Annotated in this window: 19 protein-coding genes and 2 tRNA genes; 13 read left to right on the forward strand and 8 right to left on the reverse strand. The window is 40.4% G+C overall.

The features are described 5' to 3' along the window. Positions 1 to 10 precede the first annotated feature (10 nt). The 3 genes from J2746_RS00150 to J2746_RS00160 are packed head-to-tail and all read left to right on the forward strand — an operon-like array spanning position 11 to position 2,728. On the forward strand, positions 11 to 970 hold the full coding sequence (locus J2746_RS00150) for a beta-ribofuranosylaminobenzene 5'-phosphate synthase (protein ID WP_209614651.1): 960 nt from the start codon (positions 11 to 13) through the stop codon (positions 968 to 970). 1 nt (position 971) lies between these two features. After that, positions 972 to 2,033, forward strand: a complete 1,062-nt coding sequence (locus tag J2746_RS00155) for an NOP5/NOP56 family protein (protein WP_245249900.1) — start codon at positions 972 to 974, stop codon at positions 2,031 to 2,033. Then, positions 2,033 to 2,728, forward strand: a complete 696-nt coding sequence (locus tag J2746_RS00160; protein ID WP_209614653.1) for a fibrillarin-like rRNA/tRNA 2'-O-methyltransferase — start codon at positions 2,033 to 2,035, stop codon at positions 2,726 to 2,728. Before J2746_RS00155 ends, J2746_RS00160 begins: the two co-directional genes overlap by 1 nt. A gap of 20 nt (positions 2,729 to 2,748) precedes the next feature. Here J2746_RS00160 and J2746_RS00165 read toward each other — a convergent pair whose 3' ends face one another. Then, positions 2,749 to 4,005 (reverse strand): ATP-binding protein, encoded by a 1,257-nt coding sequence (locus J2746_RS00165; protein WP_209614655.1) that lies wholly within the window; start codon positions 4,003 to 4,005, stop codon positions 2,749 to 2,751. 239 nt (positions 4,006 to 4,244) lie between these two features. Further along, entirely contained in the window at positions 4,245 to 5,741 is a 1,497-nt protein-coding gene (locus tag J2746_RS00170) for a DUF2254 family protein (RefSeq protein ID WP_209614657.1), read from the reverse strand. A gap of 206 nt (positions 5,742 to 5,947) precedes the next feature. Between J2746_RS00170 and J2746_RS00175 the strand changes: the two genes are divergently transcribed. The 4 genes from J2746_RS00175 to J2746_RS00190 all read left to right on the forward strand — a co-directional run bounded on the left by J2746_RS00175 (position 5,948) and on the right by J2746_RS00190 (position 13,125). After that, positions 5,948 to 6,619, forward strand: coding sequence for a winged helix-turn-helix domain-containing protein/riboflavin kinase (locus tag J2746_RS00175; protein ID WP_209614659.1), 672 nt, complete (start codon positions 5,948 to 5,950; stop codon positions 6,617 to 6,619). 48 nt (positions 6,620 to 6,667) lie between these two features. Then, entirely contained in the window at positions 6,668 to 7,399 is a 732-nt protein-coding gene (gene ribB / locus J2746_RS00180; RefSeq protein WP_209614661.1) for a 3,4-dihydroxy-2-butanone-4-phosphate synthase, read from the forward strand. A 79-nt stretch (positions 7,400 to 7,478) separates the two neighbouring features. After that, a tRNA-Pro gene (locus J2746_RS00185) sits at positions 7,479 to 7,556 on the forward strand. A gap of 310 nt (positions 7,557 to 7,866) precedes the next feature. Further along, entirely contained in the window at positions 7,867 to 13,125 is a 5,259-nt protein-coding gene (locus J2746_RS00190; RefSeq protein ID WP_209614663.1) for a PGF-pre-PGF domain-containing protein, read from the forward strand. A gap of 91 nt (positions 13,126 to 13,216) precedes the next feature. Here the strand turns inward: J2746_RS00190 and J2746_RS00195 are convergent, their stop codons facing one another. After that, on the reverse strand, positions 13,217 to 13,624 hold the full coding sequence (locus tag J2746_RS00195; RefSeq protein ID WP_209614666.1) for a fasciclin domain-containing protein: 408 nt from the start codon (positions 13,622 to 13,624) through the stop codon (positions 13,217 to 13,219). A 222-nt stretch (positions 13,625 to 13,846) separates the two neighbouring features. On the opposite strand from J2746_RS00195, the gene J2746_RS00200 reads away from it, so the two are divergent. The 3 genes from J2746_RS00200 to J2746_RS00210 all read left to right on the forward strand — a co-directional run bounded on the left by J2746_RS00200 (position 13,847) and on the right by J2746_RS00210 (position 16,511). Beyond that, on the forward strand, positions 13,847 to 14,689 hold the full coding sequence (locus J2746_RS00200) for an ABC transporter ATP-binding protein (protein ID WP_342451759.1): 843 nt from the start codon (positions 13,847 to 13,849) through the stop codon (positions 14,687 to 14,689). Continuing rightward, on the forward strand, positions 14,686 to 15,477 hold the full coding sequence (locus J2746_RS00205; RefSeq protein WP_209614669.1) for an ABC transporter permease: 792 nt from the start codon (positions 14,686 to 14,688) through the stop codon (positions 15,475 to 15,477). The genes J2746_RS00200 and J2746_RS00205 overlap by 4 nt, the downstream gene beginning before the upstream one ends. Positions 15,478 to 15,596: 119 nt before the next feature. Beyond that, entirely contained in the window at positions 15,597 to 16,511 is a 915-nt protein-coding gene (locus J2746_RS00210) for a DUF5803 family protein (protein ID WP_209614671.1), read from the forward strand. 41 nt (positions 16,512 to 16,552) lie between these two features. Here the strand turns inward: J2746_RS00210 and J2746_RS00215 are convergent, their stop codons facing one another. From J2746_RS00215 to J2746_RS00225, 3 genes are all read right to left on the reverse strand, one after another. Then, positions 16,553 to 17,302, reverse strand: a complete 750-nt coding sequence (locus J2746_RS00215; protein ID WP_209614673.1) for an MBL fold metallo-hydrolase — start codon at positions 17,300 to 17,302, stop codon at positions 16,553 to 16,555. 9 nt (positions 17,303 to 17,311) lie between these two features. Next, positions 17,312 to 18,583 (reverse strand): ATP-binding protein, encoded by a 1,272-nt coding sequence (locus J2746_RS00220; protein ID WP_209614675.1) that lies wholly within the window; start codon positions 18,581 to 18,583, stop codon positions 17,312 to 17,314. Positions 18,584 to 18,762: 179 nt separating this feature from the next. Next, positions 18,763 to 19,272, reverse strand: coding sequence for a DUF5817 domain-containing protein (locus tag J2746_RS00225; protein WP_209614677.1), 510 nt, complete (start codon positions 19,270 to 19,272; stop codon positions 18,763 to 18,765). A gap of 82 nt (positions 19,273 to 19,354) precedes the next feature. On the opposite strand from J2746_RS00225, the gene rimI reads away from it, so the two are divergent. Next, complete coding sequence (gene rimI, locus J2746_RS00230; RefSeq protein WP_209614679.1) at positions 19,355 to 19,792, forward strand: ribosomal protein S18-alanine N-acetyltransferase; 438 nt, start codon at positions 19,355 to 19,357, stop codon at positions 19,790 to 19,792. Positions 19,793 to 19,802: 10 nt separating this feature from the next. Here the strand turns inward: rimI and J2746_RS00235 are convergent, their stop codons facing one another. Beyond that, on the reverse strand, positions 19,803 to 20,462 hold the full coding sequence (locus tag J2746_RS00235; RefSeq protein WP_209614681.1) for an undecaprenyl diphosphate synthase family protein: 660 nt from the start codon (positions 20,460 to 20,462) through the stop codon (positions 19,803 to 19,805). Positions 20,463 to 20,532: 70 nt separating this feature from the next. Then, positions 20,533 to 21,717: a redox-regulated ATPase YchF gene (locus J2746_RS00240; RefSeq protein WP_209614683.1), complete on the reverse strand. Its 1,185-nt coding sequence runs from the start codon at positions 21,715 to 21,717 to the stop codon at positions 20,533 to 20,535. A gap of 126 nt (positions 21,718 to 21,843) precedes the next feature. Here J2746_RS00240 and J2746_RS00245 point away from each other — a divergent pair. Together J2746_RS00245 and J2746_RS00250 are read left to right on the forward strand one after the other, a co-directional pair. Next, positions 21,844 to 21,915: transfer RNA gene (locus tag J2746_RS00245), tRNA-Arg, on the forward strand. A 329-nt stretch (positions 21,916 to 22,244) separates the two neighbouring features. Next, the gene (locus J2746_RS00250) at positions 22,245 to 23,108 is read left to right on the forward strand and encodes a hypothetical protein (RefSeq protein ID WP_209614685.1); all 864 of its coding nucleotides are present in this window, start codon (positions 22,245 to 22,247) and stop codon (positions 23,106 to 23,108) included. Positions 23,109 to 23,188 lie beyond the last annotated feature (80 nt).

Genomic DNA, 23,188 nt, shown 5'->3' on the forward strand with positions numbered 1-23,188 from the left:
AACCCATGACATGATTACTATTAAGTCACCATCAAGACTTCATCTGACTCTTATTGATATGAACGCGCAACTTGGAAGAGTGGATGGAGGCGCAGGAATTTCGATAGAATCTCCACATGTTATTATATCTGCGGAGAAATCAGATACTATTGAAGTGGTGGGTGATTCTTTTCTTGCTGAAAGGATGATCGGTGCGGTAAAGCAGGTCATTCCGGAAGGCGAAGGTATTAGTCTTAAAATTGAAGAAGATATGTTGGCACATGTCGGTTTTGGATCTGGAACTCAGGCAGCACTCTCTGCTGCTGCGGCTGTTAATGAGATATATGGTCTCGGCAAGAGTGTAAGGGAACTTGCAATTGCAGTTGGACGCGGTGGAACATCCGGCATTGGGGTAGCATCATTTGAAATGGGCGGTTTCATTGTCGATGGAGGCCATAAGTTTAGTGATAAAGGTTCATTCTCGCCATCTTCTGCGAGCAGGGCAGACCCGGCTCCGGTGCTTTTCAGACATGATTTTCCAGACTGGAATATAGTTCTTGCATTGCCTGAAACCACAGGAGCACACGATGCAAAAGAGGTCAATATTTTCCAGAAAGAGTGTCCGATTCCTCTTAGTGAGGTTCAGGAACTCTCTCATATCATTCTTATGAAAATGATGCCTGCAATTATGGAGCAGGATATCGAAGCTTTTGGTTATTGCATAAATCACATACAAGGTCTTGGTTTTAAACAGCTAGAGGTAGCTTTACAGCATCAGGTTGTTAGAGATGTTATGACACTGATGCAGGACAACGGTGCCTATGGTGCAGGCATGAGTTCATTCGGACCTGCTGTTTATGGAATTGTTGAAAATCCCGAAGATGCTGCATATCTACAGGAAGATGTACAGGAACTTCTTGACAAAACAATAGGTGGCAAGGTTCTGGTAACCAAGGCGAACAATACTGGTGCAGAGATCAGGAGGATTTGAATTGACAGGTACGGAATTCACTGCATGGTTTGGTAAACTCAAACTTGATGCTAATGGCGAGATAGAGGATTGCGACCTTTTCGATAAAGACCCTGAAAAGCTGGCAGAAATTGTTGTAGAGCTGCAGAATAATCCACAGTCTGTCCCGTTGCAGAGAGCTGATCTGAGAGATGCTGCACTTGAATGTGGTTTTGTTGAACTTGACGAGGATTATGATATTCTTCTCCGTGATGTATGTATCAGAGCTGCAAAGAGCCAGATATCACAGACCGATACTGATGATTCAAGGATTATCCAGGCCGTTGAAGCGCTGGATGATATTGATAAGAATGTGAATGAGTTGAGCGAGCGCCTGTTCGAGTGGTACGGAAGGTATTTCCCCGAACTTGAAATGACAGGCGAGGGGCTTGCAAACTTTGTTTCAGCCTACGGCTCCCGGACAAATGTTCCTGAAGACCATGCAATGTCAGAGAAAGCATCTCAATCAATGGGTGCTGAACTCCTGTTTGCAGATGAGGAGCTTTTGAGAACTTTTGCAAACAACATCTGCAGTCTGTATGACACACGCCGGTATATTGAGAATTACATTAATACGAGCATGGGCTCAGTGGCACCAAACCTTTGCGAGGTTGCAGGTGCATCACTTGGTGCCCGTCTTATGAGTATGGCAGGAAGCCTTGAAAAGCTGGCGGCTTTCCCATCCAGCACGGTTCAGGTGATTGGAGCCAACAGGGCGCTTTTCAAACATCTGCGCTCCCGTGCACCGTCCCCGAAACATGGAATTATCTTTAACAATCCAGTTATTAAGAATGCGCCCTGGTGGCAGAGAGGAAAACTTGCAAGGGCACTTGCAGCTAAGATAAGCCTTGCTGCAAGGACTGATTTCTATTCCGGTGAACTTGATCCAACTATCAAGGAAGCCCTCGATAAGAAACTGGAAAGCATAAGACAGGCTAACCCTAATCCACCGGAAAAGAAACCGGAAGCAAAACCACAGAAAAGGGGCGGCAAGCGTAAAAGCAGAGGCCGGAAGAAAAACAAAAAGTCAGGAGGTAATAACTGATGCCGGTAAGAGAGTTATCCAGCGGAATCTATGAGCTGGACATCGATGACAGGAAGATGCTTGCGACAAAGAATATGATTCCAGGCATGAGTGTCTACGGTGAACGTCTCATTACAGACGACGATACAGAATACCGCCAGTGGGATCCAAGCAGGAGCAAGCTCGGAGCCATGGTGCTTAAGAACTTCGATATCCCTCTTGAATCTGATTCAATAGTTCTGTACCTTGGTGCAGCTTCAGGAACAACAGTAAGTCACGTATCCGACATTCTAACAGATGGACTTGTCTATGCAGTTGAGTTTTCCCCACGCACCATGCGTGACCTTATCCAGCTCTGCGACCAGCGTCCGAACATAATTCCAATTCTTGCAGATGCCAACAAGCCACAATCTTACGCTCAAATAGTGGAAAAAGCGGATGTAATTTTCCAGGATGTTGCTCAGCCCAACCAGGCTGAGATCGCGGCTATCAATTCAAAATACTTCTTAGAAGAACAAGGCCACCTGATGCTCTCCATCAAGTCAAGGAGCATTGACACCGTAGCCAGCCCGAAAAAGATATTCAAGGAAGAGGTCCGCAAACTTGAAAGTGGCTTTGATATTGAGTTCGAGGTACTGGAAAGAAAAGAGCTTGATCCTTTCCATGAGGACCATCTGGGTCTGGTGGCACAGATGTTTGTGGATGATGAGGAATGAAGTTGTTTAAGGAACAAGTATCATTCAAGCATCCATTTCCAAATCGGTTTTACAGTAATCTGCTTGCCATCAATTTCAATTTGATCCTCTGTGTCATCTGTGAGAATAAGACCTTCACTCAGGTTATAGGCTTCCAGAGCATCAAACAATCCTTCGATTTCTCTTTTTCTTGTATCCGTATTTTCAAGGCTCTTTGTAACCTGAATAGCTTCAGAAATGTTGTAACCATTCCTGATGACAAAATCACATTCCTTATTTTCTCTATGATAGTAGATTTCAAGTTTCCTTCTTTTTAGTTCCATGAACACCATGTTCTCAAGTATTCTTCCATAGTCCTCTGATGTTCTGAAACCCAATATCTTTGCGATGGCTGTGTCTATGAAGTACACTTTTTTGTTGGAATAAACCTGCGTTTTGAGGGATGTGGAAAATCTAGGTAAAAGATATGCAAGATAACTGTTCTCAAGGTACTCGAAGTATTCTTTTACCGTAGTTGCACTGGAAAGTCCTGTCAGTTTTCTGACATTATTGTAACTTATCTCCTTTGCGATGTTGGATGCCGCAAAGTATGCTGTTGTTTTGAGTGCCTTTTCATCTTTGAGGTTGTATCTTGCAATTATGTCCCTGTAGATTATGTTCTCATAAAGCGTTTTGACATAAAGCTCATCCCGGTTCTTCACAAATTCCGGTATTCCACCAGCTTCGATATACTCATTGAAGTGTCGTTTAAGTGTGCTTTTCTCCACAGTAGTAAGCACTTCCGGGATTGGCAGCTCGAATTTTTTGAAACGAAGGAATTCCCTGAAAGAATAAGGATATAATGAATAGCTAAGATGCCTGCCTGTGAGGTGTGTTCCCATCTCCCGGCTCAGCATGCTTGCATTAGAACCGGTGACATACACTTTCTTTCCATTATCATGAAGCCTTCTGACAAATCTCTCCCAACCACGAATGTTCTGTATCTCATCAAAAAAGTAGACGTTCCTTTCACCATACAGCTCGATGAGCAGTTCCTGCATGGTCTGAAAGTCCTCTATTGTAAAATCAAAGAGCCTCTCGTCATCAAAGTTCACAAAATAGCTTTCATTAAGATGATCTTTCCTTATCTCGTTCATGAGAGTTGATTTCCCAACTCTGCGAAGCCCTGCAACTATTGTGATAAGATCTGAATCCCTGCTCTTTATTTCATCCAGCAGTTCCCTTTTGACCAGATCTTCAACATCTTTGATGTGGTCATTCTGCTCTTTCAGCAGGATTTTTAGTTTCTCTTTGTCCATGTTTTATACTGGGGGTTCTTTGTTTATATATATTTGGTTTGGTAGGCCAAATAAATGCATTATTATTTAGTTTAGTAAACCAAATAATTAGTTGATGCTGATTTTAATATCGTTTTGTTAAAATCTTAGAAAACAGCTTTGACATTAAGTTCGAGGTGCTGGAAAGAAAAGAGCTTGATCCTTTCCACGAGGACCATCTGGGTCTGGTGGCGAAGATGTTTGTGGACGATGAGGAATGATTAAGTTTCGTGGTCATCTTCTTCAGTATCTTTGACAACATGTAACACTTCATCTATCTGTTTAGTTATCTTTCTCCATTTGAATTTTTTAATATGGTCCTTCCTTTTTATAGCTCTATCCTGCATCTCCCACATTTCCTCAATGTTTCTCTTTAAAATATTGAAACCTCTTTCACATTCTTCAGCAACTTGAGATTTTCCATTTTTTATTGCTATATTTCTTATTTCATCAAGTGCTTTTGAGACAGTTGATACAACTCCTTCACGTTCTTTATCTATCGCTTTAACTCCTATATTTTTGAGTTTTTTTGCAGCTTCTATAGCAGCTTCCACAAGTTTTTCTTCTTCTGCTTTCACTCCAACCTTTTTGATTTCGTCGACAGCAATGACTTCAATCCAATAAAGTTTCTTCTCAACTGCTATCGTTCCTACCTTCCCAAGTTCCCTTATAGCATTTATTGAACCCGTATGAAGTCTTTTTTCAGAGGCATGAACTCCTATCTTCCCAAGTGTTTTTTCGGCTTTTTCGATAGTTATTTTAAGTTCTTCTTCCGCTGCTTTAACTCCTATGATTCCAAGAGCAGTTACAGCATCCTTTAAAATCCAACGACGATTTTGCTTAACTGCTTCATGTCCAAGCTCTTCAAGGCAAATAATTATGGAATTTGTAGATTCTTCGTTTTTCTTGTTGATTGAATGAATTCCAAGCCTTTGTACATGTTGAAACATATAAAATGACATCTTCTTCTCTTCATGCTCATTAAAATGATTGCTTTTGATAATGCAAGTTATGGATTTTTTTATAGCATTAATTCCGTTTTTAGCAGTTTCATAATCGTCATATAAAATAGCTCTATTTACCATGTCTACGATTGACTGCATTGGATCCTTCTCTACAATATCTCCATCGTTTTCCAAAGCCTCAAGAATTTTTTCTTTTGTAATCTCCTCCGCCAACAACTTAATCACAGTCGAAGGCTTCAGCAAGTCCAATGTCTTCAACATATACGGCACCAGACAAACAAAAGCAAAGAACCCCATGAAGTAAGCCACAAAAATGGCGCCCTCCATGTAGTTTCCTAAAATGCCAAGTCCAATGATTTTTGTCAATCCAAGTCCGTAGAAGATAGTAAAAATGTAAATGCAGAGAAGTATCCACATATCGGGGTTCCGTTTGTAGACATCAATGACTCTTGCAGAATAGGATTGGGCTGCGAGTTGTACGGCTACAAGGCTGAGTGTGATAACTAACGCGATGGTAGCTGCTAAACTCTGGACGAGGGCGCTGAGGAGATAGCGCTCGTTGTCGTAGTCAATGGCGTTGTTGGGGAATGTGAAATTTGGGAAAGTAAGATTGAATATTCCAAAAACGATTATGAATGCCAAGGTTATGCTTGCAAATATAGTAGCGTAGAACAGTGTTCTGTTAATCCATGCAGGTTTGTCGAAGTAATTTGCCAGATTATTGCATTTCTCTTTTAGTTTATTTGATAGCATGCCCACATAAGATAAACAGTTCCAAGAAATAAAATTGTATTGTAGTATTATGTTAGTATTTGGTTTAGCAAACCAAATAGGTGAATAGTATCGTTTTTTAATCTTGATGCGCACCTTCAATTTTGAACGGTTAGCATCAAAACCTTTATCATCTCTACTCTCATAAATGAGATTCTACTCAAATATGAGATTAATGTGGTAAGTCAATGTATACAACAACGTCCCTTAAAGAACTGGCACTACTCGGTGCGATAGAGAAACCTGTGAAGATATCCTCCACTGAGTTCATGCACCATATATCCGCCAGTTCCAAGACTGCTGCAAGGGTACTCAAGCAGCTTGAAGACGATGGTTACATCTCAAGACAACTCGTAGCAGGTGGTCAGATGGTCCATCTCACAGAAGTTGGTGTCGACCTTCTCAAAAAGGAGTATGCAGATTACCAGCAGATATTCTGCAAGGACCACCCTGATCTTGATCTATACGGAGTGGTCATAACAGGTCTAGGGGAAGGACAGTACTACATTGCAAAGGATGGTTACATGTCCCAGTTCAGGGACAAACTCGATTTCAAGCCATTCCCCGGAACACTCAATGTACGTCTCAACGATGAGAGTGCTCAGTTACGTGACAACATGGATTTCATGGAACCTCTGACAATCCATGGTTTTAACGATGGAGAAAGGAGTTTTGGTGGAGGGAAGTGCTATCCAGTTGAGATTGAAGGTATCAAGAGTGCAGTTATCATACCGGACAGGACACACTATCCGGCAGATCTACTTGAGATAATCGCACCTCTAAAACTGCGTGAAACACTCAAGCTGAATGATGGTGACGAAGTAAAGATAGTGGTGAAAAACCCGCAAAAATGCAATTGATGATTGGAAAGTCAGGAAGAAGATAAGTGGAAGAGAGAAGTGATAATTATGGGTTCAAATGCTGATTCAATTGAAAATTATAGTGAGAACATACAGAAAGCAATCAAGGCTCTTCAGAACGGTGAGATGATCCTGCTCTTCGATTTAGAGGGTCGTGAGGCTGAAACTGACTTCACTATTGCTGCAAATGCTGTGACGCCTGATGATATCAGGTGGATGCGTAAAGACGCAGGCGGATTAATCTGTGTTGCCCTTGATTCTGATGCATCAGAAGAACTTGGTCTTCCATTCATGGCAGACATAGTAAGGGAAGCCAATCAGTGCAGTACAGCCCTTCATAAGATCGTAGAAAAGGGTGGCGATCTTGAATATGATTCACGTTCATCTTTCTCTATCTGGGTAAACCACAGGGATACCCGTACTGGAATTCCTGACAATGACAGGGCGCTGACAATTAACAAACTTGGTGAGATCGTTGAGAAAACACTCAATGGTGATGAGATCCATTTCGGAAACGAATTCAGAACCCCTGGTCACGTTGCAACTCTTCGTGCTGCAAAGGGACTTGTCCATGAACGCATGGGACAGACAGAACTTTCAATTGCCCTTGCAAAGATAGCAGGGATAATTCCTGCGATGGTCGTCTGTGAGATGCTGGATGATGAAACCGGCAGAGCTCTTGAGAAGGACGATGCAAAGCAGTACGGTAAAAATAATGACCTTGTTTTTGTTGAAGGAGAGGAAGTCGTTGAGGCATATGATATCTGGTTGAAGTCTTAATAGATTAGTTCAAATCATTCAGAGCTTCTGTTCTCGGAAACACTAAAATACTGTAATGCATATCTAATTACAATCCTGCGGGATCGTAGGGTAGCCTGGTCCATCCTGTTAGGCTGGGGGTCTAGCGACTGGAGTTCAAATCTCCGCGATCCCACCATTTTCTAGTTTATCAATGAGGTATCACACGTAGTGTCATACCTCGTTTCGCGCTCCAGAAGCGTCATCTGGGTTGCAAATCTTTGAGATTTCATCATATTCCTATTGTAGTTATTACACTCTTTTTTCTCTATTTGTTCAACAATAACCAACATGTATATATCATGTACAATTATACTATTAGTGAAATATTTGATATAGATGTCTGTGGATATTTTAATTCATGGATACCTATGCAATTCAAATAATATTGTTGTTAGGTACATTTTATTATTGAGTATAAAACAAGATTAATCTATGGAGAGGATTATTTGATAAAGGAAGAAACGAAAAGAAAAAAGCGAATACTGCAATTAGGACTTGTTCTAATACTTGTCTTACTTTCAGTTATCTCTGCAAGTGCTGCTATAACACCTGCTGGAAATGGTGTTGTAACGGTTTATGGAGACAATAAGACCGAATATATGGTCCCTACTTATTTGAATTTCACAGCAACGGAAAATGCAGGGGATATAACAGAGTTGAACATAGTATGCTCACAAGAAATCGGTCTTGATGTTTTAGAGACTGGTCATTATAGTTTAAGTAGTTTTGAGAATGTTTCCTTAGATAATATCACATTCAATGAAACCAATAATGTACTGACCATTTCTAACGGTACAAATATTATTGTTCATAATAACACACAATTTTCCATTAACATATCAGATACTGCAGTAGTGTTTGAAGATAGTATTCTAGAAAACACCACCTATACATTCACACTCAACACTAGTGTAACAACTACAGGTGTCCCAATCTATTTAACAATAGATGGTGAACCTTCTGTAGTTCCTGTAAATTATACTCAATCATCTACTACCTGGGTAAAGAATGGAACAACTTTGACGTTCAATACAAGTATTACTGACGCTGCATCGGGAGTGAAGAATGCTACAGTTGATATCACATCCATCAATGCAAGTGCTGGCATAATTGATCTTTACAACACTTTCTCTGATTACTGGACAAACAGTTCATTTATTGTAAGTGCCACAGATGGTGAATACAATCTTCCAATCACATCTTACGATAATGTATCTTATGTAAACAATAGTGAGAATTTCACTGTGTGGGTGGATAATACAAAACCAACTGTCACTCCAAATACCTACGGCGAAACAATAACCTGGGCAAGTAACGGAACTCTACTAAATCTTAATGTAACTGTAGATGACGGAACAGGTTCCGGTGTGTACAATGTATCTGTAGGAGGAGGCTCTGTTAATAATTCTTATATGCAGGTACCTCTGTCATACGTTGATGGATACTGGATAAACGATACTATTATTGTGGGCACAAGCACCCAGGGTCAAATTAACATGCCGATATTTGCAAGGGATAATCTTAGCAATGTCAATAGTACAACAAACTTTAGAATATGGATTGACAACGTTGAACCTGAAGTTACTCCAATATCCCCAATCCCTGCAGATGCATGGGTGAACAATGGTTCCACACTTAACCTCAACTTAAGTGCTGTAGACATCGGAGGGGCCAATGCAAGTAACATCAGTACTGTAACTGTTAATGTTTCATTAGTTAATTCGACAACAACAGCAATTCTTAGTAATATTGGGGGAACAGATTACTGGTATAATAACTCACTTCTGGTTTCCTCTTCTGAAGGAAGCATAGACTTACAGATAGAAGCATCTGACAATGCAGGTAATGTCAACAACAGCGTCAATCTTACACTAAAAGTGGACAATACAAATCCTGTTGTAAGCAATGAATCTGTTGTATATACTTCAGGATTTAATGCTGTAAACAGAAATGAGACAGTATTATTGAATTTCACTGCAATCGATGTAACTTCAGATCTGAACCTTTCCGCTGTGAATATCAACGTTTCCAATCTTAATAGTTCACTCAATTGGGAAACAATGACACCTGCAGTTGGTAACAACTTTACATTATCTGTAATAATCGACAATTCCAGTACAGGTACTGCAGTTGTTCCAATCAGTGTTGCTGACAATGCAACAAACACAAACACCAGTCAGTCCATCTCAGTTGTCCTGGATAATTCAGGTCCACTTGTAACAGGTGTAACACCTGATGGTTCCCAGTGGTTAACAAACGGTTCAACCATTGATATCAATGTCTCAAGTACAGATATCGGTGATGCAGGAGTGCAGAATCTGATGGTCGATATCTCATCTGTAAATGCAACTGGAACTGCCAATCTGGCAAATTTAGCAGGTGATTACTGGACCAATTCTTCACTTACTGTTTTGACAGCAAATGAAGGTACTATTGATCTTCCGGTAAGTGCATATGACAATCTGAGTAACCTGAATAATAGTGTCAATCTGACGATCAAGGTAGATAATTCCGCACCTGTCTTTACAACCAATGAATCTGTTTATCCGGGAGGAATGAATGCTATCAACAATGGCGGAACTGTAACTTTGAATGTCACAGTATCAGATGCTTATTCTGGAGTGAATGTGTCTACAGTACAGGTTAATGCAACTGGTATTAACAGTTCACTTGGATGGGAGACACTAGCATTAGCAAGTGGTGATGACTTTACACTGGATGTTATTGTCAATACATCATCATCCGGAACAGTGATCCTTCCGGTAAGAGCAGCCGATAATCTAAGCATGTGGAACACTTCAGCTTCCATATCTGTTGAAATCGATGTTGCAGAACCAACCGTCACTCCGGTTTCACCAATTAGTTCCATGTGGTTTAAGGATGGAGATGTTCTTGACCTGAATGCCAGCATCGTTGATGCAGGTACAGGAGTTAAGAATGCAACTGTCACTTTGAATAATGTTAATGCTTCAACATTAGCAATTCTGGAGCATGGAGGTAGTAACTACTGGATCAATAATTCACTGATAGTTGATTCATCCTCAGAGGGAACCATAAATCTTACAGTGGTAACCTATGATAATGCAACCAATTTCAACAATTCTGTGAATCTGACAATCAATGTGGATAACACTATTCCAGCAGTGAGCAGTGAATTAGCTGCATATCCATCTGGATTTAATGTTGTAAAAAGTGGTGGAACAGTACTATTGAACTTCACTGCAACCGATGCAACTTCAGGCTTGAACACTTCTGCTGTAATGATCAATGTTTCTAACCTTAACAGTTCACTTAACTGGGAAACAATGAGCTCTGCAGGCGGCGATGACTTTACCTTATCTGTGATTGTTGACAACTCAAGCACCGGTAATGCAGTTGTTCCAATTAGTGTTGCTGACAACGCATCAAATATGAACACCAGTCAGTCGATCTCTGTAGTTCTTGATAATTCCGCACCTCTTGTAACAGGCATTACACCAGATGGTTCAGAATGGGTCACAAACAGCTCAACCATTGATCTCAATGTATCGAGCATAGACGCTGATTCAGGAATGAACAGTGTGATAGTAGATACTTCAGATGTATCAGCTGCAAGTACTGCAGTTCTTGCAAACTCTGCAGGAGATTACTGGACTAATTCCACACTTACGGTTTTGACATCAAATGAAGGTACTATCAATCTTACTGTCAGTTCTTACGACAACCTTAGCAATGTTAATAGCAGTGTCAACCTTACATTGAAAGTTGATAATTCAGCTCCTGTATTTACCAACACTGAAGCTGTTTATCCAGATGGCTTGAGTGGGGTAAGAAATGGAGGACTTGTAACTCTCAATGTCACTGTAACAGATGCTTATTCCGGATTGAATGCATCTTCTGTGATGGTTGATGCTTCCAATGTAAACAGTTCACTTGGATGGGAAACAATGACTTCTGCAGGTGGTGATGACTTTACACTGACAGTGTTAGTCAACGCTTCTTCTGGAACACTAACCCTGCCTTTGAAAGCAGCTGATAATGTGAGTCTGTGGAATACTTCAGGTTCTATTTCCGTAGAAGTGGACAGTACAGATCCTACAGTTACAGCAGTTTCACCAACAGGTTCCCAGTGGTTCAAGGATGGTGATACCCTTGATCTGAATACTACAATTGTTGATTCAGGAACCGGAGTTAAGAATGCTACAGTTACTTTGAACGGTGTCAATGCTTCCACCTTCGCAATTCTGGAATATGCAGGAAACGACTACTGGATGAATGATTCACTGATTGTTGATCTAACCGGTTCAGAAGGAATAATTAATCTTACAGTTGTAGCTTATGACAACGTAAGTAACTTTGATTCTTCAGTGAACCTCAGTATCAAGGTAGACAATACTGAACCTCTTGTGATTGATGCTCAGATTGAATATGCAACCGGTTACACAGCAGTAAACAATGGGTCTACTATTACACTCAATGCAACAGTCTCTGATGGCAGCCTTTCAGGTGTTTCAAGTGTAATGTCCATCGATAATATCAGCAGTGTAAGTGCAAGCGAGAATGTGACACTGACTCAGGTTTCTTCAACTGATTACTGGAAGTACAGCAATCTTGAGATTTCCGGAGCTGAAGGAACATACCTGCTTAATGTCACAGCAACCGATGAAGCAGGAAATGTCAATGGCAGTTCATCAGCAACCTTTGAGGTTATCATTGACAACACAGATCCTGTCTTACACAACCTGACACTGAGCACAGAGGACCCAGGTTCTTATGGTGAGAGCATTGAGGTCACTGTGAATGTATCTGATGCTGGAAGCGGTATTAAGAGCGTCACAGCAGCAGGAACTGCACTTACAGATCAGGGTAGCAACATATGGAATGGAACAATATCTGCAGGATATGGTGCAAATACTGTAACAGTGATTGCAACAGATAATGCAAGCAATGCAGTAACTAATACCAGTTTGTCGTACACAGGTCCTGATGCTCCAAGCTCAGATTCCAGTTCAAGCAGCAGCTCAGGTGGTCTTTCATCAACAACACGTGAAGCTTTCCTTGAATCAAAGAGCACTTACGAAGGAGCAAAGATCGTAACTCAGGAATCTTCCGGAAAGGTTCTTTCTGATCCGGTAAAGGTTGTTTCTGTGAAACTGACCAGGACTGAAGTTACAGGTGTTGAAGTTGAATCTGAAGTCGATATTGAAAAGATATCAGTTTCAGTCCAGAAACTTGATTCCAAGCCGGATAACATCCCTGGTTCTGCACCGGGCAATGTACACAGCTACCTTAACATCGAAGTAAGTGAACTTGATGCCGGAAAGATCGCTGGAGCAAGCATTACCTTCAAGGTAGAGAAATCATGGCTTGAGGAGAATGGAATCTCAACCGACGACGTTGTACTTTCACATTATACAGGAAGTAAATGGGATCAGCTTGAGACCTCTGTTTCAAGTGATGACGGAGAGTACGTGTATTATGTTGCTAAGACTCCAGGCTTCTCAACATTTGCAATAAGCACCCGTTCAGATTCTGAAGAGGACTATGTAGCTTCAGATGACACAATTGGGTCTGACGCAGATTCCGGAGAAACTGAAAGTGAAGCTACAGATGAAATGCCTGATGCAGAAGAGGATAAAGGAACTCCAGGATTTGGAATTCTCCTTGGAATAATGGGTGTTTCAATGGTAGCTGCATTAATGCGCCAAAAGAACAGGAATGAATGAAGGTTTTAAACCTTCATTTTCTATTTTTTAATTATTAATTTACAACTACAATTTACAACAATAACTATTTTTGAATTATTGATCTCTGGAATTATGGAACCAGAATCTCGTCAATTGCATGGATAATCCCGTTGCTACATTCAATATCGTTTTCTATGATATTTGCAGTTTCGACTTTGATTCCGCTGTTGTTTGTTATCCTTAGTTTTTTTCCACTAATGGTTTCCAGTTCACTGAGCCCTTCAAGGTCTTTTGTGGCATATCTACCTTCAACTATGTGGTAGTTGATAATCCCCAGAAGATAACCGTGGTCATCAAAGGATTCATCAATTACATCATCAGGGATTGATTCAAAAGCTGATTCTACCGGTGCAAAGATAGTGAAAGGACCTTCATTGCTGTATTTGCTGACGAGCTTGAGTTTCTCTGCTGCCTTCATCAGGGTTGGAAAAGAACCCTTTTCTTTTGCTGTTGCTATCAGATTTTTCAATTCGGTCATTGTAAATCCTCCGATTTTTCTTACCTATTCTGTATCATTATGTCCTTTATCATTAAATACTGATTGCACACAACCTGCAAAACCCCTGCAATCCTTAATTTCTCCAGTCGAAATCATTAATACTAACCCTTTCCAACTTCCTTAAAGGTGGTGTAGATAGCTCCGATAATTGTAGCCAGGAATCTTAAAAAATCTTTCAGGGATTTTGTAGCTGTAGATGGGATTAACTTTAGTATTGAAGAAGGTGAGATGTTCGGATTTCTCGGACCTAACGGAGCAGGCAAAACAACCACAATGCGAATGATACAGTGTATTTCTCCTGTAACAGGAGGCTCGCTTGAAGTTCTGGATATGGATGTTTCTACCTGTCAGCGAGAGATAAAATCACACATGGGAGTCGTTCCTCAGGAAAATAATCTTGATGAGGATTTCACGGTTTATGAGAATCTTCTGGTTTATTCAAGGTATTTTGATATCCCAAAGGATGAAGCAGAAAAGCGAGTTGAAGAGTTGCTGGATTTTGTGCAGCTTCTGGAAAAAAAGGATGTAATGACAGAAAGCCTTTCAGGCGGAATGAAACGCAGACTTGTACTGGCAAGAGCACTGATAAACCGTCCGGATGTTCTTATCCTTGACGAGCCAACTGTCGGACTTGATCCGCAGGCAAGGCATTTGATATGGGAAAAGCTCAGGAATCTGAAAAAGCAGGGAGTTACTATCGTACTCACCTCTCATTATCTTGACGAGGTTGAAAAGCTCTGTGACAGACTTGTTGTAATGGATAATGGTAAAATTCTGGTTGAAGGCAGCCCTATGGGAGTAATAGAAGAGTTCATAGGTTCAGATATCATAGAAGCTGAGAACAACCCTGAACTACTGGAATGCCTGCAACAAAAAGAAGCGAAATATGAAATAATTGGCGATACTGTTCACATCTATGCGGATAATGCCAGAGAGATCTCGGAATTCCTTCTCATGGAATGTTCACTCTCAAAGATCAGTGCAAGGCCGGCAACACTTGAGGATGTGTTTCTCAAACTCACCGGCAGGAGGTTGAGGGAATGAACCCGGTGGATTATTTCAGTATTCCATCTGTAAGTTCAAGGTCATTTAAGGTCTGGCAGAGGAACAAAGATGTTTTCATAAAGAACATCAAACTCAACTTCCTGCCTCCTTTCATTGAACCTATTCTTTATCTGTTGGCTCTTGGTTTTGGACTAGGGAAGTTCGTTGAGAGTATTGACGGAGTTCCTTATGCCCGGTTCATAGCTCCTGCATTGATAGCAGTTTCAGTTATGTATGCATCATTTTTCGAGTGCAGTTACAGTTCTTACGTCAGGATGTACTATCAGAAGACCTTTGATGCCATGATTGCAACCCCGCTCACAATAGAGGATGTGATTGCAGGAGAACTTTTGTGGGGAGCCACAAGGAGCATGATAAATGCCACAGTTATGATCCCTGTTATAGCACTTTTTGGTTTGATCGACCTGAAATATGCGGTTCTGATAATACCATTTGCTTTCATGGGAGGCTTACTCTTTGCAGCCATAGGTATGTGTTTTACAGCCATAACTCCAAACATTATGTCCATCAATTATCCGGTACTGTTGTTTATCACTCCGATGTTCCTTTTTAGTGGAACATTCTTCCCTCTAAGTGCACTCCCTGTTCCAATTCAGTATTTTGCAACTGCATTCCTTCCGCTGACCCATATTGTGAATGTCATCAGGACTCTTTCCTATGGAATGCTGAGTTCATCTCTGATCTTTGATGTTGCATGGATATTGTTTGTTGGTATAGCTCTGCTGGTGCTTTCAATAAATCTCATGAAAAGAAGATTAATTATCTGATTGGATGCAAATATTATTGAATTAGCTTTATGCAACCTGCTATGCAACAGCATATATGACATAAAGCTTCACTATATGTAGCGATAGTTTCATAAAATAAATCATCAATTGGTGTAGCAATGAAAAAATATTTTTTCCTGACACTGTTCCTTTTAAGTATCATGCTCTTCGCATCAGGCTGCATAGATGATCTTGTTCCTGTTGATGAGGATACTACTCAGGACATGTCTGCTTATGAGTTTGAACTTTTCCTTAACAATAGTTATGACAATGGAACTTTTATTCCAACTCACACTTTTTATCTCTCAAAGAACGATTCTGCTAAGGTTGTTTCTATTCTTGAGAATGAATCGTCTATCCAGATAATACCAATGGAGGATCTGGGAAATCAGGGTGAAACTGTAACTAACATTGTGGTACTCGGTGAAATAGCCAATAATACCAAAGCCACGCCTGAAAACATTGAGTCTTTCTCTTCAATGAGCTCGGCCCTTGATATCAATTATACAATTTCAGATGATGTGATCCGGGGACAGAAGTATGTATTCGTTAATTTTGAACAACCGGTTACAGGCTTTGTAGCATACACCATGACTACTGCCATGGGACAGGATTTTATCTATCTCACAACGCCGCCATCAGTTGTTCGTTATGTTCTTCCTGAAGGCTATACAACAGGGAATTCCCTTATAGGGAAAGTAAAGCCAGACCCGGATCAGGTTTATTATGATTCTGAAGGAAGAGAGAATCTTGTATGGACAAACGAGGTTGAAACAAGCAGTTTTCTGAGTATTCTTGGGAGTTATTCACCGGAAGATGGGGATTCCATTGAACCTATGCCAAAGATGATCAGTGTGAAGTATTACACAAAAAATGCTCCAAGGGACCTTACTATAGCTGCTGTGATACTTGGATTGGTTGCCTTTACAATATTTTTCAGATATAGGAACGAAAGGAAAAAGCTGGAAAAAATTCGAGGAGAATTTGAAAGTCAATTGTCAAATTCCGGTAAGAAAGGTAATGATAAGAATTGAACATGAAGCAATCTTCAGTTCAACTTCTTTTTTCCAAAATATTATTTTTTAGCGAATTCAAAGGTCATACCATCATAACCAAGAGGGTATTCCTTGATGGCTTCCTCATGTGGAGGGAAAAAGTGGCTCAGATGAGTGAATATAACTTCTTTTGCCTTTATCTCATGTGCAAGGTCCATGGCTTCTTCTGTGTTCATGTGTTTTTTGACCTCGACTGTGGGAGGCACAATGGCATCTGCGATAAGAAGATCAGGTTCCATAATAAGCTCGATACTTTTTAGAGGAATATCCCTCTGGGTGTCACCTGTTATAACAACTTTTGTATCTCCTTCCCGGATCATCACTCCGATTGATTTCTTTACCGGAGGATGTATTACTTCAAAAAGGGTGAATTCCAGTCCAATAAGATTGAAAGGCTCATACATTTCCTTCTCATGCTTTTTAGGATGGAGGAATTGCAGATAATCTAAAATATATTCCAGGGTTTCAGATAGTCCGTAGACATCAACATTGTACTGGACTCTGTGGAATTCGGCAAAGCCCGAAAAGTGGTCATAATGTCCGTGTGTCCAGATCACTCCATCTATATGCCTGGTTCCTGCTTTAAGTAACTGATATCTGAGGTCAGGTCCGCTGTCTATAAGAACAGTTCCTTCAGAAGATTCCACAAGGATTGCGAATCTGGTTCTCTGGCTTTTGCCACCATTCATTGCATCCTGGCATGTGGGACAATTGCAGCCTATAACAGGAGTTCCGGTAGCATCACCAGTTCCCAGAAGTGTGATCTTCATAAATTATCCTTATTCTTCGTATTCGTTTGTCTTGATGACGGCTCTTTCATCAAATGCAGCAACTGCATTGAGCATGTCTTTTTGTGTTAGTTCCATTCTTTCGGTTACAAGTGCACTGAGCACACCTTCCCGGATGACCATTCTCAGATCGGAACCGCTGTATCCGTGTGTGAGTGCTGCAATTTCTGCAGTGTCAAAGTCACCTTTGATCTCCTTTGTGACAATGTCAAGGATCTTCTTACGCATGTCAACATCAGGAAGTGGGAACTTCATTATCTCATCAAAACGTCTCCATGCTGCAGAGTCAAGCATCTTCGGGTGGTTGGTTGCTGCAAGGAGAAGTACTCCGTCAGTTGTCAGGCTGATGTTATCAATTGCTTTGAGGAGTGTGTTAACAGCTCTTTTAAGTGCTGCATGTTCATCGGATGAACGTGTTTTTGCAACGAAATCGAACTCATCGATAAAGAGAATACAAGGGCTCAATCTCTTTGCCAGACTGAATACCCTGTCTATGTTCTTTGCGGTCTCTCCGAGATACTGATCGGTTATCATTGAAAGTCTGACTTCCACAAAGGGGATGGAGAGATGCTCTGACATTGCTTTTGCAAGCGAGGTCTTCCCGGTTCCTGGTGGACCGACCATGAGTATTTTTCCTACATCATAGAGCCCTATATGTTTCAGATAATCACGATATTGAATGGCCTTGACGATCTTCTTAGTTTCCTCTTCCTGCTCGTGGGTTAGAACAAAGTCACCCATTGTCTGCTGAATATCTTCGGGTGCACTGATCTGTGCCAGTTTGAGCATGTCAGAGCCGCCTTCCTCATTTTCGATCTCTGCCATCAGGGATTCAATCCATTCCCTGTCAACTTCTTTTGGTCTTACTTTTGATCTGGCGGTGCTGTAATCTGCTCCTTCAGTCTTTTTTTCCTCATAGTAGAATGCAAGTGCAGGGTTGTGTGAAATACGATCCCTTTCTTCATCTTTTTTCTGGAACCATTCAGCACCAATATCAAGTGCTGTTATCTTCGCAGAGAATTCTTTGTCATCGATATTGACAAAAGGAAGTGATCTCAATTTACTGTCAATGCTCTCTTCACCGAACATTTTCTCAATATCTTTGACTGTGACCCTGATGGGCTTTGGAACTGTTTTATGATCCCTGCTCCAGTAATACTTACGTATCTCCTTGGGCAGATCACTGGCATCCATCTGTGAATATTTGTTGTATATTTGCGCTGTCAGAAGCAGTTCCACAATATCAAGGGTTGTATCGGACATAATAATACCTTATGAAGTCATTTTTAAAGCAATTTCAATTTTTGGTAATCGTTGAGACATTCTATATTATACATCTTTTTAGATATATTTTTTGTATAGTCTAACAGAACATATTTTCTCATGGATGTTTGTATCTTAGAGAATAATGCTTTTCAGATTCAAAAAATAAATAAAATGAACTATACTATTCTGATAACATCATTGGAGGGCGAATAAAGGTCTCCGGCATCCTTCAACTTTTTGACAACATCTTCGAATTGCTCTTCTCCAACATCCATTTCCAGAACTTTCTCTTTCAGTTTTTCAATACTCATCCTATTGTTGTTTTCCATTAGTATTCCGAGTATTATTTCATCTGGTTTTTTCTTTCTCTTTTGAGTTTTTCTGTTGTCAATGAGACAGGCAGACTTTTCATCTATACCATTTCCGAATTTCTGAAAACTCTGCAACTGGCTATCAAAATTTCTATCTTTTAATGTAGGTGTACCGCCACTTTCAGCTATCTGAGCCTGTATCTGTGTTCTGACTGAAATCACTTCTTCAAGAATATCAGAAGAGAAGAATACGCGTAATTTCCTGGTTTTGAGGTTGGCGTTGCACTTCTGGCAGTGTGTGGTTTTACTGCTGTCAATTTCGATGATCTGTGCATGTTGCCGGCATTTGGTACAGACTACTACTCCGTAGGTCATTGGCAGCTTTTTAGTATGTATAATATAAATAATAGCACCCATAGAAAGTGAATCACAATCCGTACGTTCAGGTGTGCAAACTGTGAAAGATGTTGTAATAAGAAGGGCAGAGATTTCGGATATTCCTGAAGTTGTAGAGATTGAGGAATGTTCCTTTGATGTTCCATGGCCTGATTTTCTTTTCAAAGCACATCTTAGCAACCCGGGCTTTCTTGTATATGAAAATGGATGGATACTTGGTTATGTTATAGTAGGTACTTCAGAGGATAGAAGTGTGTCTCATCTTCAGAGCATTGCTGTACGCAGTGACTGCCGGCGTCAGGGAATTGCCAGTAAATTGCTTGAGTGGTGCATTGACCTTGCAAAACTCTATGGTTTTAGTAAAATGGTGCTGGAGGTCAGGGAGAAAAATATTGATGCACAGTCGTTCTATTTAGATAACGGTTTTCAGGTTGAGGGCAGGATAGAAGGGTATTATCATGATGACAATGCCATTGTAATGGGAAAAAATCTGATCTGAATATGTGTTTCTATTTACCAAAACGTCTTTGACGCTTCTGAAAATCCCTGATTATCCTGATTATATCGAGTTTCCTGATACTCTGCCAGTCTACATCGGTAAAATAATATTCAGAATATATCGACTGCCAGATGAGGAAATCAGATAGGTGTTTTCCTCCAGAGCGGATGAAAAGATCCGGTTCATGTTTTACTTTAAGTCGGGATTCAATATCTTTTTCACTGATATCGGAAGGCTTGATCTTTCCTTCCTTTACTTTTTGCAGAATATCCCTTACAGCATTAGTTACTTCTTTTCGTCCGCCAAATCCAATTGAAACATAGGCCTGAAAATCTTTTCCTTTTCTTTCAGAATGAACTTTTCCGTTCTCTGCGAAAATCCGATACCCGACACCTTGAGGAGTTTTTCTGAGAAATTCACTGATCTTTTCTGTCAGCTTTTCTGTCATCTGGGATTTGAGTGTCTCTTCGGTATCAAGGACATCGATGTAGATGCTGACCATTTCGATGCCCGTCTGCTTACACCATAAGACAAAATCCTTGAGCTTCCTGAAACCGTCTGCATGCAAAAGATCAGTCTCTGAGATGACCAGAGATATGTGTTCCGGGAGGGGATATTTATTTACCTGCTGCATCAGGTGTTTTTCGTAGAGAGATGTTACAAAGCTCATTGTGGTTCAGAATACTGGTATGTCCTCAATATTATTTTTAATATTGTATTTAATTTTGCTTTTAATAACGTTATTTTGCAGTGGAAACTATCTTGACAACATCCCCATCGTTGAGTTCATGCTTTTCTCCAAGACGCATTTTTGTTTTTGCATCCACTGCGTAGAGGAAGCTTTCTCCAATATCAGAGTGGACCTTGTATGCAAGATCATGGGCATTTGATCCTCTTTTCATGAGGAAGGCATCAGGAAGCATGCGTCCATTCTTGTCCGTCCACTTACCTTCATCCTCTACCGGATAGACGATTATGAGATCAAGAAGTTCGAATACGGCGCTGTTAATGCAGTTTTGAACGCCCGTTCCTTCTGTTTTCTGTATGAGTGCGCGTACATTCTCAAGTCCTTTTTTCTGCGCAGGGCTGAGTTCCTCGGAGATTATAGCGAAATCTTTGTCTCCTGGTTCGTATTTGATGGCCTGACTTTTGGATGCGGAACGCAGTGCCAGTTCAGCGGCTGCGCTTGTGGACACAACTATTTGATCAAGTGCCTGTAGATTTGTGATGTTTTCAGGTGGTGCTACATCCATCTTGTTTGCAGCGATTATCATTGGTTTGCTCAGGGCACGGATTACGTCACAGAAATGGATTATATCTTCCTCAGACCACTTGGTTAGGTGGTTCCTGTCAAGCTTGCATTCGTTGAGTGCTTCACTGATGTGATGCTCGTTAACTCCTGCTCCCATGAGCTGGTCTGCAAGTATGTGCTCGATGTTAAGTCCTTCTGCCTGTATCTTGCGTGACAGTTTTGTCCAGTTCCTCATGATGATACTATGTATCCACATAGTGAGTTCATGGTTGAGAAAATCTATGTCACCTAACGGGTCATGCTCACCGATATCCGTTGGATTGCCTTCTATATCTGTTGCACCGGAGGCGTCTATCACGTGAATGATGGCCTGTGCCTGACGGAGGTCATCAAGGAAATTATTACCAAGCCCGCGTCCCTGGTGGGCGTCAGGAACCAGTCCTGCAACGTCTATGAGTTCTATGGGTACATAACGTATGCCATCGGTACAGTTGCCACAGCGCTTGTCACGGCTGACACAAGGACACTCGGCTTTTACGTAGGTCACTCCTTTGTTTGCATGAATGGTCGTGAATGGATAATTAGCAATTTCAACGTCTGCAAGTGTTGCAGCCTTAAAGAATGTGGATTTGCCTGCATTCGGCTTTCCTGCAAGTCCTATTGTCATCGACATGCTTAGTAATCATTCTGGCAGCATTTAACTTTTATTGATTGCACGCGTACATTTTTAAGAGTATTATATCCTTTCACAACCAATAATCTTTATATGCCAGAAAGACATTAGTGCATGAACCCCAATGTCCCGGTAGGGTAGCGGATATCCTTGAGGCCTGCGGAGCCTTAGACCCGAGTTCAAGTCTCGGTCGGGACGCTTTTCTATTATTTTATTATAATTGTTAGTAATCATCAGAAAAAATATTTATATTCAAATCAAATATGTTTTTGGATGTTAAGTGATATAAAAAGTTATATTGAATCTCCCGTAACCATCCATTTATTCACTGGAAAATGGAAACATTATGATTGGATATTCTGTTTTGTATTAATTCGATTGTGTATCCTCTTTACTTTTAAACTTCCAAGCGATTTTGATAAGATAGAAAGCTAAGATTTAGAAATTTATTTTTCTTGCTATTGATTAATTTTTTATCAAATTCTCCCCAAAAACATATCTATCTTCAAATTAAAATAGATTTTATAATGTCGGAAGAGATTCATGCTTGTGTTGAGCCTTTGTTTTCAACACATCTGTTTGATGCAAACTGGGAAACAAAGGACTGGGTGTATTATTTTCTACTAGTTCCGGCACTATTAATGATCACATTTGTACTTCCGGCTGGTATTAAAGAGGAATATTTCATATTGAACCCTTCTGAGATAACAGCCTATTCATTATTCCTGTCAAACTATACACACAGCAGTCTGCCGCACTTTATGGGAAACCTGGCTTCTTATCTGGCAGCCTGTTTTCTGATATTCAATTTTGAGACCAGCAAACGCAGTTTCTATATGTACTCGATATTCATGTTTCTGCTACTGCCATGGATTATCTCTACAACATCTTTGGAAATGATAGGCTTTCAGACAACTTATCAGGGTTTTTCAGGAATAGTCAGTTCTCTATTTGGATATCTTACATATGCCATCTACAAATTTCTGAAAGAATATTGCTGCAAGAGTCTGAACCTTACATTCCTGTTCCTGATAATTTTAATGAATCTTGTATTCGTCCTTGGGAATATCTCCTCACAGGTTTTCCAGTACTCGCTTATAATAACATTTGCTCTGATACTTGTCTTCCTGCAAAAAGATGTCATTATAGAAGTGATCCAGAAACACGTTGAGATCAGGAAGTGGCTGGGAAGATTTCCCAATCTCCAGAAAATCTATCTGATAATATTATTTTTAGCCGCCATCAACTTCCTGTTCATTCTTCCTGACCTTATACCTCAGGATAACATGCAGAATGGTGCTTTCATTAATTCCATCGGACATTACACAGGCTATTTTTTTGGTATATTTGTTCCCATTATTCTTGGAATAAGCTCTGAAAAATTATCCTGATTTAAACTTCAAATCTAATGCAAAAATAAAAATCCAACTATCTTCAGCATCCGAAAAATAATATTCTATTTAATCTTCCA

It is taken from the genome of Methanolobus bombayensis, assembly GCF_017873415.1.
Classification (GTDB): domain Archaea; phylum Halobacteriota; class Methanosarcinia; order Methanosarcinales; family Methanosarcinaceae; genus Methanolobus; species Methanolobus bombayensis.

Coding starts and splice junctions, on each gene's coding strand:
- J2746_RS00150 (WP_209614651.1), top strand. CDS start 11: ATGATTACTATTAAGTCACCATCAAGACTTCATCTGACTCTTATTGAT.
- J2746_RS00160 (WP_209614653.1), top strand. CDS start 2,033: ATGCCGGTAAGAGAGTTATCCAGCGGAATCTATGAGCTGGACATCGAT.
- J2746_RS00165 (WP_209614655.1), bottom strand. CDS start 4,005: ATGGACAAAGAGAAACTAAAAATCCTGCTGAAAGAGCAGAATGACCAC.
- J2746_RS00170 (WP_209614657.1), bottom strand. CDS start 5,741: ATGCTATCAAATAAACTAAAAGAGAAATGCAATAATCTGGCAAATTAC.
- J2746_RS00175 (WP_209614659.1), top strand. CDS start 5,948: ATGTATACAACAACGTCCCTTAAAGAACTGGCACTACTCGGTGCGATA.
- ribB (WP_209614661.1), top strand. CDS start 6,668: ATGGGTTCAAATGCTGATTCAATTGAAAATTATAGTGAGAACATACAG.
- J2746_RS00195 (WP_209614666.1), bottom strand. CDS start 13,624: ATGACCGAATTGAAAAATCTGATAGCAACAGCAAAAGAAAAGGGTTCT.
- J2746_RS00205 (WP_209614669.1), top strand. CDS start 14,686: ATGAACCCGGTGGATTATTTCAGTATTCCATCTGTAAGTTCAAGGTCA.
- J2746_RS00210 (WP_209614671.1), top strand. CDS start 15,597: ATGAAAAAATATTTTTTCCTGACACTGTTCCTTTTAAGTATCATGCTC.
- J2746_RS00215 (WP_209614673.1), bottom strand. CDS start 17,302: ATGAAGATCACACTTCTGGGAACTGGTGATGCTACCGGAACTCCTGTT.
- J2746_RS00220 (WP_209614675.1), bottom strand. CDS start 18,583: ATGTCCGATACAACCCTTGATATTGTGGAACTGCTTCTGACAGCGCAA.
- J2746_RS00225 (WP_209614677.1), bottom strand. CDS start 19,272: ATGACCTACGGAGTAGTAGTCTGTACCAAATGCCGGCAACATGCACAG.
- J2746_RS00235 (WP_209614681.1), bottom strand. CDS start 20,462: ATGAGCTTTGTAACATCTCTCTACGAAAAACACCTGATGCAGCAGGTA.
- J2746_RS00240 (WP_209614683.1), bottom strand. CDS start 21,717: ATGTCGATGACAATAGGACTTGCAGGAAAGCCGAATGCAGGCAAATCC.
- J2746_RS00250 (WP_209614685.1), top strand. CDS start 22,245: ATGTCGGAAGAGATTCATGCTTGTGTTGAGCCTTTGTTTTCAACACAT.